This is a genomic window from Sphingobacterium cavernae (assembly GCF_008520265.1).
In the GTDB taxonomy this organism is placed as follows: domain Bacteria; phylum Bacteroidota; class Bacteroidia; order Sphingobacteriales; family Sphingobacteriaceae; genus Sphingobacterium; species Sphingobacterium cavernae.
In genome coordinates this window covers 1-16,148 of the sequence record NZ_VIQM01000025.1, presented here as the reverse complement: position 1 = coordinate 16,148, position 16,148 = coordinate 1, and the positions used below count along the sequence as shown (strand labels likewise).

General features: G+C 36.8%; 13 protein-coding genes and 1 tRNA gene. 5 read left to right on the top strand and 9 right to left on the bottom strand.

Annotated features, from left to right (window positions below; translation table 11 throughout):
- Positions 1-42: 42 nt before the first annotated feature.
- From FLS47_RS03835 to FLS47_RS03825, 3 genes are all read right to left on the bottom strand, one after another.
- Complete coding sequence (locus tag FLS47_RS03835) at positions 43-1,374, bottom strand: OmpA family protein (RefSeq protein ID WP_149913071.1); 1,332 nt, start codon at positions 1,372-1,374, stop codon at positions 43-45.
- A 122-nt stretch (positions 1,375-1,496) separates the two neighbouring features.
- Positions 1,497-2,357, bottom strand: a complete 861-nt coding sequence (locus FLS47_RS03830) for a universal stress protein (RefSeq protein WP_149913070.1) — start codon at positions 2,355-2,357, stop codon at positions 1,497-1,499.
- Positions 2,358-2,367: 10 nt separating this feature from the next.
- A complete protein-coding gene (locus FLS47_RS03825) occupies positions 2,368-3,171 on the bottom strand; it encodes a universal stress protein (RefSeq protein ID WP_149913069.1) in 804 nt (267 codons plus the stop codon).
- Between the two features lie 193 nt (positions 3,172-3,364).
- Between FLS47_RS03825 and alaS the strand changes: the two genes are divergently transcribed.
- From alaS to FLS47_RS03810, 3 genes are all read left to right on the top strand, one after another.
- Complete coding sequence (gene alaS / locus FLS47_RS03820; protein ID WP_149913068.1) at positions 3,365-5,980, top strand: alanine--tRNA ligase; 2,616 nt, start codon at positions 3,365-3,367, stop codon at positions 5,978-5,980.
- 18 nt (positions 5,981-5,998) lie between these two features.
- A complete protein-coding gene (locus tag FLS47_RS03815; protein WP_149913067.1) occupies positions 5,999-7,099 on the top strand; it encodes a peroxiredoxin family protein in 1,101 nt (366 codons plus the stop codon).
- 104 nt (positions 7,100-7,203) lie between these two features.
- Positions 7,204-7,893: a response regulator transcription factor gene (locus FLS47_RS03810; protein ID WP_149913066.1), complete on the top strand. Its 690-nt coding sequence runs from the start codon at positions 7,204-7,206 to the stop codon at positions 7,891-7,893.
- Positions 7,894-8,020: 127 nt separating this feature from the next.
- Here FLS47_RS03810 and yidC read toward each other — a convergent pair whose 3' ends face one another.
- From yidC to FLS47_RS03790, 4 genes are all read right to left on the bottom strand, one after another.
- Positions 8,021-9,817 carry a membrane protein insertase YidC gene (gene yidC / locus FLS47_RS03805; protein ID WP_149913065.1) on the bottom strand — a complete coding sequence of 599 codons (1,797 nt, stop codon included), beginning with the start codon at positions 9,815-9,817 and terminating at the stop codon, positions 8,021-8,023.
- Between the two features lie 22 nt (positions 9,818-9,839).
- Positions 9,840-11,456: a CTP synthase gene (locus FLS47_RS03800; RefSeq protein ID WP_149913064.1), complete on the bottom strand. Its 1,617-nt coding sequence runs from the start codon at positions 11,454-11,456 to the stop codon at positions 9,840-9,842.
- A 162-nt stretch (positions 11,457-11,618) separates the two neighbouring features.
- Positions 11,619-12,692 (bottom strand): family 10 glycosylhydrolase, encoded by a 1,074-nt coding sequence (locus FLS47_RS03795; RefSeq protein ID WP_149913063.1) that lies wholly within the window; start codon positions 12,690-12,692, stop codon positions 11,619-11,621.
- Complete coding sequence (locus FLS47_RS03790; protein ID WP_149913062.1) at positions 12,685-13,782, bottom strand: carbohydrate-binding family 9-like protein; 1,098 nt, start codon at positions 13,780-13,782, stop codon at positions 12,685-12,687. The genes FLS47_RS03795 and FLS47_RS03790 overlap by 8 nt, the downstream gene beginning before the upstream one ends.
- Before the next feature lie 105 nt (positions 13,783-13,887).
- Between FLS47_RS03790 and FLS47_RS03785 the strand changes: the two genes are divergently transcribed.
- Complete coding sequence (locus FLS47_RS03785) at positions 13,888-14,874, top strand: potassium channel beta subunit family protein (RefSeq protein ID WP_149913061.1); 987 nt, start codon at positions 13,888-13,890, stop codon at positions 14,872-14,874.
- An 89-nt stretch (positions 14,875-14,963) separates the two neighbouring features.
- Here FLS47_RS03785 and rplS read toward each other — a convergent pair whose 3' ends face one another.
- Positions 14,964-15,317, bottom strand: coding sequence for a 50S ribosomal protein L19 (rplS, locus tag FLS47_RS03780; protein ID WP_149913060.1), 354 nt, complete (start codon positions 15,315-15,317; stop codon positions 14,964-14,966).
- 308 nt (positions 15,318-15,625) lie between these two features.
- On the opposite strand from rplS, the gene FLS47_RS03775 reads away from it, so the two are divergent.
- Positions 15,626-15,699 (top strand) — tRNA-Pro (locus FLS47_RS03775).
- Positions 15,700-15,881: 182 nt separating this feature from the next.
- On the opposite strand, the gene FLS47_RS03770 is transcribed toward FLS47_RS03775, so the two are convergent.
- A partial coding sequence (locus FLS47_RS03770; protein WP_149913059.1) for a tyrosine-type recombinase/integrase occupies positions 15,882-16,148 on the bottom strand: 267 nt, incomplete at its 5' end.

The window sequence follows — 16,148 nt, the reverse complement described above, 5'->3', positions numbered from 1 at the left end:
ATTAATCAAAGCCGTTTTAAATAATTTAATGTGTAATTTATATTAAAATAGTGTAAATTCTACACGACGATTTTGCTGACGACCTTCAGCTGTGCTGTTTGACGCGATAGGTTGGTTTGGACCGTAACCAGTAGCTTCGATGCGAGAAGCGTTGGCACCTTTAGATACTAAATAAGCTTTCACTGCTTCTGCACGCTCTTTAGATAATCGTAAGTTTGTTTGTAACGAGCCTGTATTGTCTGTGTGTCCAGCTAATTTTAAGCTAAAGTTTTTCTCAATTAAAATTGCAGCAACTCTGTCTAATGAAGCGTATGAAGTCGAACGAATAGTTGATTTACCAGTTTCGAATTCTAAGTTTTTGATGGCTTCATCTACTACTTTTTTATCTTCTTCTGTTACAACGATTTTTTCGATAACTTTAGTCTCGTTTTTAACTGTAATTGGACATCCAGCACCATCTACCTGTACACCAGATGGCGTATTAGGACATTTGTCAAATTTGTTAGGTACACCATCACCATCGTCATCTTTTAGACCATCATTGATTTGTTGTATTTGGCCTTTTAACTCGTTGTTTGAAGCAATTAAAGCGTCGCGTTCTGCTTTGATTTCATCGTATTTTTTGTTCACATCAGCTGCTAATGTTGCTGCTGGATTGCTATTGCCTAAGAAAGGTTTTCCTGATCCACCGATAGCAAACTCTAAACCTGCGTGTGCATAAGAGAATAAGTCATTTTTGTATTGACCTCCAGGGATACCGTCGAAATCTTGATTAGCCCAGTTTAGTTGGTAACCTAAATCTAAGTTAACACCTTTAGCGATAGCGAATTTCAAACCTGCGTCTACTGGTACATATAATTTTGTTTGTGCGCTAGCTGTGTTAGAACCAGCTGCAGTAGTAGTAGTGGTCTCAAAATTCAACGCACCTACACCAACTGAGAAATAAGGTTTAATAATGCTATTTACGAATCTCCAGTTTGTATTCGCTAACGTCCATTCAGCGGATAATGCTGCTGACCAAGGTGTTTTAGTTTCAAATTCAGAAATTGCAGCACCTGCTGTCTCATTAGCACCACCGATTTTTCCACCTAAATATTGAGCTTTCAATCCAAATGAAGGTGAAATATATTTTTTAATATAAGCGCTATACCCAAGATTGTGGTTTAATTTATCGAAACCAGCACGATTAAACCCGAATATATTAGATTGATTTAAAACACCGGCATTTAATCCAATTGACCATGTTTTATAATCTGAACTCGGAGCAAAAGGGGTAGTTCCATCAATTGTAGAATGTGTAACTTGTGCAAAAGCAACGGTCGAAAATAGTCCAGTTGCTAATGCAAGAGAGATTTTTTTGAAGTTGTTAATCATAATATATCTTTTTCTTCCTGTAAGACAATTATGTTGCCAAAAAAATAAATCTTAAAACAATGCTTCCAAAAAGATTCATTGTTTTAAGATTTATGTAATTATTTATCTACAAAAATTTAGTTTTAAATTTCTGATCTTCTAGCAAAGAACTTTGGTATTTTAATGTCGTAAGCCATTTTTTTAACAATATTTTCCTCGATAATCTTCCGTAAAAAAGATTTTTTACTTTTTGTTACTAATAGTACATCTAATAACTCATCAGCAATAACTGTATTAATTGCAGAAGAAATATCCTCTTTATATTGTACAAAGAAAGTTTGTGCTTTGATAACATAGGAGATATCTTCAATTCCTGTTTCTTCGATAATCTTATCAATAAACACATCAAAGCTTTTATCAATATTATGAATGGACTCATCCGAAGTATTGACATGGATTAACACCAATTCGAAATCAGTACCGTAAACTTTTACAGCCTGCTTCAAAACATCTATCTCACCATATTTGAAATTACATAGCAGACCTACTTTTTCTACTTTGTATTTCTTTTCACTATAGGGAACTGCTAATACGGGAACTTTTGTATTTAAAAATACATCAAACATATTGGAACCAGTAAGCAAGGCGTCTAAACCGAAAGCCCCTTTTGTACCCATTATGATGGCACTGTATTGTTCTTGAACTGCTAATCTTCGTACTTCATCGTAAAGGTTACCATCAGCATATAGTGATTGAAATGAAATTTCTTGTGTTTCACTTTTTTGGCTTTCGATCAATTGTGCCATTTTTTGTTTAGCTTCTGGTACACGAGGATCTACTAAGCCAGGATCTTGTAAAGCATTATGGTAAATATTACTGTGATCTGTGAAAACGTGTAATAAATCAATTTGAAAATTGTTCTTTTCAGCTAATTGTACTGCATATTCTACTGCTTTGTCAGAATGTATAGAAAAATCAACAGGTATTAAAATTTTATTGCTCATATGCTTTGTATTAAATATTATCAAAGAATGTTGGTTTTTGTAAAGTCAATGTGATCTGGCGCGAAACAGAAGTATTTATTATTCTTTCAAAAAATGATTTTCGAGTTTTAGTCACTAGAATTGAGTCGTAGTTATTTATGGTGATAATATGATTTATGACCTCTGGAATTGTATCCAATTCTTCATTGTCATGCTGAATTGGCTGTGCAATAATGTTGATAGACTCTATGCCACTCAATTGTTTGATGTTAAAAGTCCAATCTTCCAGATCTTGTTGCACTTCAGCCGCCTTTTTATTGTCTTTGAAGATGTGAATAATGTCCAAATGCTTTATAGGAGATACATCATGTATATACGCATTAAGCGTTTCGATTTCCTCGGCTTTAAAATTTGTTAATATAGCTGCTTTATCAGTTGAAAATAATTCTGTTGCGGTAGGAATCGCAATGACAGGTATTTTAGCCTTACTCGTGATAAAGGAAGTGTTACTTCCCCAGATAACTGATTTTCCCTTACCTGCACCTGTTGTACCCAATACAATTAATACAAACGTGGGTGCAACTGCATATTCTGGCAATACATCTGTCAGCAAGCGGGAGACACACTCGGTTTCAATTTGCAAAGCAGAATATTCCTGTAGCAATGAAGACTTTAATTCTTGAATTTGCGAATCTGCGGTATCCACTGTGCTGGTTGTATAACAATGAAATAATAGAATGTCGTAATTGTTTTGCGCTGCAACTTGGCACGCATAACGTGCTGCAGACAAGGCGTTGGCTGAAAAATCTGTAGGTACTAAAATCTTTTTTCTCATATAATCTTGGGGTCGCTGTAAGTAATAGCCTAAAATTACTAAACATTATTCAATAAAAAGATGATGTGTTGCACCTTTTAAAAATGATTGTTGTCGTTATTTAATACAAATTAAAAAGCTTAACAAAACTGGAATATGATTGTATTAGCCAGCTATTTTGAGTAAATTTGCGACTTTAAAAAAGTATAATTTCATGACCAGTAGAGAAATACGCGCAGCGTTTTTGGATTTTTTTCAAAGCAAATCACACCATATCGTACCATCGGCTCCCGTGGTAGTCAAAAATGACCCTACTTTGATGTTTACAAATGCCGGAATGAACCAATTCAAAGAATTGTTCTTAGGAGAAGCGGCTGTTAAATATCCGAGAGTAGCCGATACACAACGTTGTTTGCGCGTATCTGGAAAGCACAATGACTTGGAAGAAGTGGGGATTGATACGTATCACCATACCTTATTCGAAATGTTGGGGAACTGGTCATTTGGCGATTACTTCAAAAAAGAGGCTATAGAATGGGCTTGGGAATTATTGACAGAAGTCTATAAATTGGACAAAGACCGTTTGTATGTAACGATTTTTGAAGGTGATGCTTCTGAGAATTTGGAGCGTGATACGGAAGCTTATGAATTTTGGAAGTCACTTATAGCTGAAGACAGAATACTATTAGGGAATAAAAAGGATAACTTTTGGGAAATGGGCGATCAAGGGCCATGTGGACCTTGTTCTGAAATCCATTTTGATATGCGATCAGCAGAAGAGCGCGCACAAGTAAAAGGTCAAGATTTGGTAAATGCAGACCATCCTCAAGTGATTGAGATTTGGAATTTGGTATTTATGCAGTTCAACCGTTTGAAAAACGGAAGTTTAGAATCTTTACCAAATAAACATGTGGATACGGGTATGGGTTTTGAGCGTTTGGTGCGATGTATTCAAGGCAAAACTTCCAACTACGATACGGATGTTTTCCAACCATTGATTTCATTTATTTCGGAGAAATCTGGAATTAAATACGGAGCTGACGAGAAAACGGATATCGCTATGCGTGTGGTTTCAGATCATATTCGTGCGGTGAGTTTCGCTATTGCTGACGGTCAATTACCTTCAAACAATAAAGCAGGTTACGTAATCCGTCGTATTTTACGTCGTGCGGTTCGTTATGCGTATACATTCTTGAATTTCAAAAATCCATTTTTCCACGAATTAGTTCCTGTTTTGGCTGAGCAATTCAAAGGGGTATTTGATGAGTTGTATGCACAGCAGGATTTCGTAGAGAAAGTAATATTAGAAGAGGAAGTTTCATTCTTACGTACATTGACAACAGGTATTCAGCGATTTGAAAACTACGCAGAAGGAAATAAAATTATTGATGGTGATTTTGCTTTCGAACTGTTTGATACATACGGTTTCCCTATCGACTTGACGGATTTATTAGCTCGTGAGAAGGGTTTGACAGTTGATATGGAAGCTTTTGATAAAGCTTTACAAGCACAAAAAGATCGTTCAAGAGCGGCTACTGCAATAGATACGGGCGACTGGGTAGTTGTTAATGATAGTGACGATACCGAATTTGTGGGTTACGATACTTTAACTGCTACTACAGAAATCGTAAAATACCGTAAAGTTTCGGCTAAAGGTAAAGAACAATACCAGTTGGTGTTATCGGTTACGCCTTTCTATGCTGAAGGTGGTGGTCAAGTAGGGGATTCAGGAGTTTTAGTGTCAGAATCTGGTGAGAAAATATATATTACAGATACAAAGAAAGAAAATGGTCTTTTCGTTCACTTCGTGAATCAATTGCCGTCTTCTTTGGAAGGTACTTTTGAGGCAAAAGTAGATGTTGCTAAGCGTTTGGATACAGAATCTAACCACTCTGCGACGCACTTGTTGCATGCGGCATTAAAACAAGTTTTGGGTGATCATGTTAATCAAAAAGGTTCATTGGTAAATCCTGATGTGTTACGTTTTGATATTTCGCATTTTTCAAAAATGACATATGACGAAATAAAAGCAGTTGAAGATATCGTGAATGCAAAAATTCGTGAGAACATTGCGTTAAAAGAAGAACGTCAAGTTCCATATCAAAAAGCAATAGATTCTGGTGTAACAGCATTATTCGGTGAAAAATATGGTGATTTCGTTCGTGTCATTACTTTTGAAGATAAATTTTCAAAAGAGCTTTGTGGCGGTACGCACGTGAAAGCAACTGGACAGATAGGATTCTTCAAGATTGTGTCGGAATCGGCTGTTGCGGCAGGTGTACGTCGTATCGAAGCGATTACGGGTACAAAAGCTGCTGCGGTGATTCGTGAGCATTTTGAGTTGGCGCAAAATATGCGTGAGATATTAAATAATCCGAAAGATTTCATTTCTGCAGTTTCTAAAATTGTGGAAGAAAATGTAGCGTTGAAGAAGGAAATCGAAAATACTATTCGTGAGAAATCACTTTCAATGAAGAAAGATTTGGAAGCTAAATTCGAAACTATCGATGGCGTGAATTTCTTGGCTTCTAGGGTTGATTTACCAAATGCGGATGCGGTAAAAACTTTAGCTTACGCATTAAAAGGTGCTTTGAATAATTTGTTCTTAGTCTTGGGTGCTGAATTTGATGGAAAACCAAGTTTAACGGTGGTTGTGTCGGAAGATTTAGTGAAAGAAAAAGGATTAAATGCAGGTGCAATTATTCGTGATTTAGCGAAAGATATCCAAGGCGGCGGGGGCGGTCAGCCATTCTTTGCGACAGCAGGTGGTAAAGATGCAAGTGGTTTGGACAAAGCAATTGCGCGAGCTAAGGATTTTTTGACAAAATAAACTATTAAAAAAGATATTATGAGAAAGCTACAATCTTTTTTGGCGGGTGCAGCATTATTAAGTGTGATTGGATGTTCGAACAAAGACACAATTTCAATTTCGGGAGAAATTAAAAATCCTGGAAACGTGAAAGTGGTAGCTTTTTATGAAGGTGATCGTAAGTTGGATTCTGTCTTTCTTTCGGATCTTAATAAATTCCAATTTGAACGACCAGCTACGCAATCTCGTCTGATGACTGTTCAAATTGGTAATAATAAATACCCAATTATTCTCACTCCAGGCGAAGAAGTCGTGTTCAATGCTGATTTACAGAATCCTGAAGCTTATGATGTGCAGGGGTCAGATTTATCTACAGCATTGAAGAAATTTGCACCCATCAAGGCGCGTAAAGAATTCGTAGAAGATTCCTTGCAATCGGATTTTACAAAGCGTATTGCTGATAAATCTGAAGCTGAAATTGACATTCTGCGCTCGGAATATTTAGCGGAATACCGTAATAGCATGAGTTTCTATACGAAAGAAGCGGTTTCTTTTGCTGAAAAGCAAAATGATTTGGCTGGATTTTTTGCAATGAGCACCTTGGATCCTGAATTGGCTGAATCAGAATTGATTGCTTATTCGGACAAAATTAAGACACAGTTTGAAGATAACGCCATTGTCAATCAATTCCTTGAGGAGATTGAAAAATTGAAAAGATTGGCTGTTGGACAACTTGCGCCAGAGTTTGAAGCGTACACACCAAATAACAAGACGGTGAAGCTTTCGGATTATCGCGGTAAATATGTGTTGGTAGATTTCTGGGCTTCGTGGTGTGTGCCATGTCGCAAAGAAAATCCAAATTTGGTACGTATTTACAACGATTACAAAAACAAGGGGTTTGAAATATTGGGCGTTTCTTTAGATAACAATCCTGGTTCTTGGATGCGTGCTATCGAAGAGGATAAGTTAACATGGATCAATATCTCTGATTTGAAAGCTTGGTCTTCGGACTTGATTATCGATTACCGTATTAAAGCGATCCCTAGCTCAGTTGTATTGGATCCCGACGGCAAAATTTTGGCTAAAAACTTGCGCAGTAAAGAGTTGGAAGACTTACTTAAAACCATTCTTACAAAATAAAAAATTTATGAAATTGTTAAGTCTATTTTACGACTTAACAATTTCATAATATTTGATTAACTTTATCTTACCATTAAGTACATATTTTAGCAAAAAAACAAGCTATGAGTGTCAAGCAAAAAATACTTGTGGTAGATGATGAGCAGGATATTTTAGATCTCATTTCCTACAACTTAACACGAGAAGGTTACCAGGTATACACCGCTACCAATGGAAGACTTGCAATAGAGAAAGCCAAAGAAGTAAATCCTGATTTAATTATTTTAGATGTCATGATGCCTGTGATGGACGGTATTGAAGCGTGTCGTGTGATGCGTGCTATGCCGGAATTCAAACATACATTTATGGTATTTCTGACAGCGCGTAGCGAGGAATACTCCGAAATCGCTGGGTTTCACGTGGGAGCTGATGATTATATCGCCAAACCTATCAAACCACGTGCGTTGATGTCACGTATCAATGCTATATTGCGTAGAACAAGTCAAGAGATCGTGGAAGCACCTTCAGACAAAGTCACGATTGCGGACTTGGTAATTGATCGCGATGAATTCATCGTTTATCGTGGTGAAGAAAAAATTATTTTAGCTCGTAAGGAGTTTGAATTGTTATACTTGTTAGCTTCCAAACCGAACAAAGTTTACACGCGTGAACAAATTTTGAAAGCTATCTGGGAAGATTCTGTGGTGGTAACCAACCGTACGATTGACGTGCATATTCGTAAGCTTCGTGAGAAAATTGGCGAAACGTACGTTTCTACTGTAAAAGGCGTAGGTTATAAGTTTGACTTGAATTAATATTAGCAATTTTTAAGCATAACTTTTTTATTCCTTCTGTCGTCGCAAAGACGAAGTAGCAATAAGACAAAACTCCCGATTAGAATTCTAATCGGGAGTTTTGTCTTATGTATAATCTCGGTTGAGATTATTTGTTTTTATTGTGTTGTGCAGCTTGTTGCTGTCTCATCATTTCTTCCATTTTTGCTTGGAAAGATGATTTCTTTTGCACTTTAGGATTTTTCTTGTTTTCTTCTAATTTCGCTAAGATTTTGTCATCATCGATTGATTGACGGATGATAAATTGCGTTAAGAATGTGAATACAGCACCTAAGAAGTAGTAGTAATTCAATCCGGCAGGGAAACTATTCAACATGAAGAAGAACAATAATGGCATGATGTAACCAATGTATTTCATTTGGCTAGCCATTCCTGATGTCGCTCCTGATGTTACGTTATTGTACCAAGTTGTCAACAATGTAACCAATGTCATCAACACACACATTAGTGAAACGTGACCAATGCCCATAATCGGACTGAAAGAAAAGAATGTATCGTATGTTGATAAATCTTTCATCCAAAGGAAGCTCTCACCTCTTAGTTCATACAAGTTCGGGAAGAAAAAGAAGAAAGCTAAGGTAAATGGCATCTGCAATAACAAAGGCAAACAACCGCCAAGTGGATTTACACCCGCTTGTTTGTATAATTTCATTTGCTCTTGTTGCAACAACATGGGGTTGTCTTCGCCTACTTTTTCTTTGATAGCGTCCAATTGTGGTTTTAACACACGCATTTTTGCCATCGACAAATACGATTTGCGTGTCAATGGGAACATCGCACCTTTCAACAATAAAGTCAAAATCAATATCACGATACCATAACTCAATGCATAACCGTCTAACCAATCAAATAAAGGAACAGTGATGAATCTGTTAATCAAACCGATAGGTCCCCAACCCATATTGATAAGCTTGTCATACGATTGACCTTCTGCTTTTAACGTATTGTATTTATTTGGCCCGAAGAAATAGTTGAATTCGTAATGATTGTTTGCTTGCGCATTGAAACCTAATTCCGCAGTAGCTTTGAACGTTTTCACTACACCATCTTGTGTAGCGATTTTTGTTACTAAGTTTGTGTTTTCAAATTTTTGTTTTGAAGAAAGGATAGAAGAGAAGAAGTGTTGCTTAAATGCAATCCATTCCAATTTGCTCTCGTCCAATTTTTCTTCGTCATCACTTGTTTCAGATAAGTAATCAATGTTCGCTTCAGCGTCTTTGAAGAAGATTGTTGATTTTTCTCTTTCAGATTTGATGTTTTGCTCTTTTTGTAAAATTGTAGTTTCCCAATCTAAAATCAATGACTTTTGCTGAACATCAACTAGATTTTGAATACCAACTGCATTAACATTTAAAGCTACATTATGTCCATCCGTAAGTGTATACGTGTATTCTAAATATTGATCAGCTTTATAGCTTAGACGCAAAGTCGCTGATTTAGCGGTTTTATTTACTACTGAAAATAATAGATCGTTCGTGTAAATATTCTCGCCAGCAGCTTTGAAAATGAAACCAAATTTATTATTGTCTCCTTCAATGATATTTAAGGCTGACCCATCGAAGTTTTCTTCACCTTTCAATAATACATTCTTAACTTTAGCACCTTTCGTAGTCAAGTCGATTTTAAGAATGTCATTTTCTAATGTTACTAATTCCTCTTGACCAACTTTAGCTGCACCGAATGGTTTTGCTAAAGCTGTTGAGTCCAATTGAAGAACTTGTGTGTTTGTATCTTGATTCGCTACTACGCCATTTTTCACGGCAGCAATAGAGTCTTGTCTTGCTTGTTCTAGTTTAATTTCAGCTTCGCTAGGCTTCATCAAGTAGAATGAGCCTCCGAAAATCAAGAAGATTAAAACTAATCCAATTATGTTATTTCTATCCATTTAAAATATTTTGGTCAAAAAATTATTTTTTTACTGTTTTTTTATTCGCTAAAGCAGCGGCTACAAAGCTAACAAAAAGTGGGTGAGGATTTGCAACAGTTGACTTTAATTCTGGGTGAAACTGTCCAGCCACGAAGAATGGGTGATCTTTTAATTCAACGATCTCTACTAAACCTGTATCCGGATTGAATCCTGAAGCGATCATACCTGCTTTCTCGTATTGTTCTAAATAGTCGTTATTGAATTCATAACGGTGACGGTGACGTTCCGAAATTTTAGTTTTGCCATAAATAGCAAATGCTTTTGTGCCTTTTTTGATTTCACAATCGTATGCACCTAAACGCATTGTACCACCCATATTTTTGATAGTTTTTTGTTCTTCCATCAAATTGATAACAGGGTGAGGTGTATTTTCATTCATTTCGAATGAGTTGGCATCTTTCAATCCCAATACATTTCGACCGAATTCAATTACTGAACATTGCATTCCCAAACAGATACCAAAGAACGGAATTTTGTTTTCACGTACATGTTTGATAGTCGTTAGTTTACCTTCCAAACCACGTTCTCCAAATCCTGGAGCTACCAGCACGCCATCAATATTTTTTAGTTTATCTGCTACGTTTTCATCACTGATACTTTCAGCGGCAACGTATTTCACTTTTACTTTAGTTTCGTTTGCAGCACCAGCATGAATGAATCCTTCGATGATAGATTTGTACGCATCCGGAAGTTCAACGTATTTACCTACTAATGCAATGTTAATTTCATCTGTAGGATTTTTAAGACGACCTAAGAATGCTTTCCAGTTTTCTAAATTTGGTTCATTTTTAGTCGATAATTTCAACTTCGTTAATACCGTTTTGTCTAATTGCTCTTTCAACATCAAAAGAGGCACATCATAAATTGTCGATGCATCTATAGATTCAATAACAGCATTTACGTTAACATTACAGAATAACGCTAATTTTTTACGAATATCTTGGTTCAATTTATGTTCTGTACGACATACCAAAATATCAGGCTGAACGCCATATTCTAATAAAGTTTTTACGGAGTGTTGTGTTGGTTTTGTTTTTAATTCACCAGCAGCAGCCAAATAAGGAACCAATGTCAAGTGAATAACCAACGAATCGTTGTTACCTAATTCCCAACGTAATTGGCGAACCGCCTCTACGAAAGGTAGGGACTCGATATCACCTACAGTACCACCCAATTCTGTGATTACAATATCATACTCGCCAGTCTGCCCCAAAAGTTGCATACGGCGTTTGATTTCGTCAGTGATGTGAGGTACCACCTGTACTGTTTTACCTAAATAAGCACCGGCGCGCTCTTGTTCGATAACGTGTTTGTAGATACGACCTGTTGTCACGTTGTTTGCTTGCGAAGTAGGTACATTCAAAAAACGCTCGTAGTGTCCTAAGTCTAGGTCTGTTTCTGCACCGTCCTCCGTCACGTAACACTCCCCATGCTCATATGGATTCAGGGTTCCTGGATCGATATTAATGTATGGATCAAACTTTTGAATGGTAACTTTAAAGCCACGTGCCTGTAGAAGCTTGGCAAGAGAGGCAGCAATAATGCCTTTCCCTAACGACGAGGTTACGCCGCCCGTAACAAAGATATATTTAGTCATAGCAATTATGGAATTTTCAACTATAGATGCGGGATTTTTACTCCATTACATCAGCCTTATGTACGGGATACAAAGGTAATATTTTTTTCTTGATTAGGGAAATTTTAATCGCTTGATAAAATTTTCTTGCCTGACTTTTGCAGGTCATCGGCAAGAAAATTTTTAATGCAATTTGCGTAACAAATTGATGGTTTGGGTGTCAAATTCAGTCTCGCCGAATAGTGAAATACCTGCAGCACCTTTTGCCTTTGCTAAAGCAATAGCTTGCTCCAATTCATTTAGATTTTTGAAATCCGGCAAATACAACCCTGCATATAAGGGGTATTTTCCTTTTAATGCATTTACGCCTTCCTCTACCGCTGTTCCAATCCAATGGATAGGCTCTTTGTAGAAACCGTGATAGATCATCGGAAATACAGCCGAAAGATTCCAAATTGGCCAATCTTGGCGCACGATGCGTCGCGCCAAATCTGGAGTAGGGAAGACGGCAGCGGTTACAGGTTTTTTATATTCTTTTGCGACTTCGCAAATTCGGTTAACAACTTTGGTGATTTGTCCATAGCGAAATGCACGCCACGACAAACTTTGTTCTGGTCTTTCGACTTTGTCTATATCTATTCCTGTCTCTCTCAAAAAAGCTTCTTTACTGAATTTGCTGTAACAAAAATCATAATTCGCTAATTCGGTAGATTGGTCCAAGTTGTAATTTTCCCAAAGATTAACTGGAAGTACAACATCGGGATAACGAATATAGTCTAAATGCAAACCATCGACATCTTCCATTTGCAATTGTTCACGTGCTTTTTCTTCCAAATATTTGGGTACATCAGGGTGCGAAGGACACAGAAATCTATAATAGTCGACATAAGGTGGATTGTCAGCACAGGATTTTCCCGAACGGCTTACGGCGTAATATTCAGGATGTTTTTCCAACAATTCTTTTTCGCCACGATTCATTGTCCACATCCAACGGTGCGCTTCCATGCCAAATTCCTTCGTCAGCTGAAAATGCTTTTTGCTGTAATTTTCAAAGAAAAGGCCACGAACTCCAGCATCTTTATAGCTCTGTAGTTTTTTCTTTATTTGAGCTTCTGTTTCTTTGTCATTTGGCCTAATCCAAAGCCAATAATCAAAAGTAAAAGAAGGTGAAGTATTGGTTAAAAGTTGGAAAGGATTTAACTGCAATGTTGCTAAACCCAGTCCTGCCGCCTTGAGAAATGATCGTCTGTTATTCATAATTCGTTGTAAAATTGCCGTGGCTATCTATGGTAAAATAATATTTTGAGTCTTTTTCTTTTAATTTGAGGTGATAAAACTTCTTATCGGAAGAAAGCGTAAATTGTACATCATACTTTGCCAAATCTTTTTCCAGCAACGTTGAATGTCCTTCCAATTCGGATAAATCAACACTAAAGTGTTGCTTTTTGTTAAGGTATACCTGTTGCAAATAATAAATATTCCAGGCTGTTTTTTCGATTTCATAAAATGGGGGTAATGTAGTTGATTCATCATCATTGGTAAAACGTATAAAACCCCAACGTTCGGGATAGTGCATATTGACAAGTCCAATAGGTGACCATACCCAATTGTCTTCTGAAATATGTTTTCCATTCAAATTTTTACGTGAATACGCACCTTCAATAACTTCGTGCTGCCATTGTACTCTGGAAAAATTAATGCGCCAGAATGAATTGAGTTTAGGTGTAGACGCACTGCCAAACTTTTGCAACGATTTAAAAGGTATAGCCATTTCTACAGCCCAATAACTATCTTCGTCTATGGAGTTGTTTCGGGTTCCTTCAATATATACTGCAGATTTTAAATTTTTGACATCCCAATGCATCACCGCCTGTCCTCCAAACCGATAGGGTTTGGGCATCATTAAGTCCATAATGGTATTGAGTGTATTCACTTCGATTTCGTAATAAATAGGAGAGGCGTGATTTGGTTTTAAGAAAATCTCAAAATCATTGTCATGATAAATGATAGCATCATGTTCTTGAAGTGTTCCCCAGATATGAGGCTCTTGCAGTTTGGCGTAAATGTATAAATTATCATCATCCCAAAGCATTTTATAGCGGGATTGATATTTAGGTTTGGGTTTGTTAGTACCTTCAATATCAATAAAATCAGATGACCAAGATGCGGTATCCCAAGTGGATTCCATCTTTCCATCAATATCAATTTTACTGTCAATTTTCTTAGCTGAATAGATTTTGGGGGTAGGTTGCAAAGCTTCAACCTGCGCCAAATTATTTTGTGCATTAGTAGGCGTGTAAAAGTATACTAGAATTGTGAACAATAGAATTGGATAGCGTTTTTTCATGGTTAATCCAATTTACATAATTAAATCTTTAACTATAGCTTTTTCGAAAGTATAGTATGTAAATGCTGTAGATTTTTTACATTTAAATAAAAAAATAAGATAACTATGGAATATAGAAGAATGGGGAAAACAGGACTTCAATTGAGTGTTTTATCTTTTGGGTCTTGGGTGACATTTGCGCGCCAAACTGGTGATCAGGAAAATGATAAATTGATGTCGATCGCTTATGATGCTGGCGTGAATTTCTTTGATAATGCTGAAGTCTATTCCGCTGGACAATCCGAAGAAATGATGGGGCGCGTGCTGAAGGGCAAAAATTGGGATCGTACATCGTATGTTTTGTCGAGCAAGGCTTTCTTTGGTTGGAAAGGAGAGGACAAAAAACCAAATCAACATGGCTTAAGCCGCAAACATTTGATGGAAGCATGTCACGAGGCATTGACACGCCTGCAAACCGATTATTTGGATTTGTATTATTGTCATCGATCCGATCCTAATGTTCCGATGGAAGAGATTGTTCGTACGATGAATACACTTATTCAACAAGGTAAAATTTTGTATTGGGGTACGAGTGAATGGTCAGCGGCTGAAATTGTGGAAGCACATATGGTGGCAAAAGAATTGGGATTGGAAGGTCCAGCGGTAGAGCAACCAGAATACAATTTATTCAACCGTCGTAAAATGGAGGCGGAGTTTTTATCAATTTTCAAAAATATAGGAATGGGTGCTACAATTTGGAGTCCGTTGGCTTCGGGTTTGTTGACTGGGAAATATAACAATGGAATTCCAGAAGGTTCAAGAATGTCACTGGAAGGTTATGAATGGTTGAAGGAAAAATCTGTTGTAGACGATAAACTTGCCAAGGTCGTGGAATTAGCAAAATTTGCTGAGGAATTAGGTGTAAGCTTAACTGCATTGTCTATAGCTTGGTGTGTCAGCAACCCGAATGTAACAACCGCAATTTTGGGAGCTACAAAAGAAAGTCAGCTGAACGAAAATCTAAAAGCACTAGAGGTTTTGCCTTTGTTGACTCCAGAAGTGTTAACAAAGATTGATGCTATAATGGGGACAAAACCTGAGTTATTTAGGTAATTCGTCATTAGATTTTAATGGAAATAAAAAAGGATGTAACAGTGTTACATCCTTTTTTATGTTTTGAAACGTCTCGTGAACGTCTAAACTTATTTAGAAATACGTTTAGATTTGATACGAGCAGCTTTACCAGTAAGGCCACGCAAATAAAATAATTTCGCGCGACGTACTTTACCTACGCTGTTTACGTCAATTTTTTCAATGTTAGGAGAGTTTACAGGGAAAATACGTTCTACACCAATACCGTTTGAGATTTTACGCACGGTAAAAGTAGCGTTAGTACCTTCGCTGTTTAATTGGATAACTACACCTTGGTACACCTGAACACGCTCTTTGTTTCCTTCGCGAATTTTATAATGCACGCTGATGGTATCTCCTGCTTTGAAAGCGGGAAGTTCATTTTTTACTACCGCTTGTTCTTCTACAAATTTTACTAAATCCATGATTTCGAGTAATTATATAACGATTTATATCCTGTAAAAATCGGAATGCAATATTACAGCTTTTATTTTAATTTTTAAAATGTTTTCTTAACAAAGTTACCTTACTTCTAAGGTGAGTGCAAAGGTATGAAATATATCTTATTCTTCCTAACGTATTGTTAAGCATTTTTTATTTAATGGGTGTAAAATTCCATGAAAAAAATATGTAACAATGAATCAGGTTGTTAAATGGTAAAGTTGAAAAAAGTCTTGACAAATAAATAAATCGCTGTATATTTGCATCACAATCAATAAAGGTGATACCTTTTCGGGGTGTAGCGTAGCCCGGTATCGCGCCACATTTGGGATGTGGAGGTCGTAGGTTCGAATCCTGCCACCCCGACAAAAGCTACTGATAATCAGTGGCTTTTTCTTTTTTCGGACACATTTCGGACAAATTATATCTGAATATTGATTATTCAATAACCTAAGCAAAGTTAAGTTAAGCTAGAAGAATAACCCTTCTTAAAGAATGATTGGAGCATAATGCTTGTTTCTATAGAGCGTGAAAAGTTCATCTTATTCTTATAAAAAATCAAGAGGGCTAGGAGTCTTTTGCTTGTCTATGTCAGTGATATGAGTGTAGATCATAGTCGTTTTTATATTTTCATGACCCAATAACTCTTTTACAATTCGGATATCGATACCTGATTGGATTAAATGTGTGGCATAAGAATGTCGCAATGTATGTACAGAGCCTTCCGACTGAACATTTGCTTTGATCAATGCTTTTTTCAGAATCAACTGTACACTTCGTTCGCTATACTTGCCACCCTTCTCACCTTCGAAGAG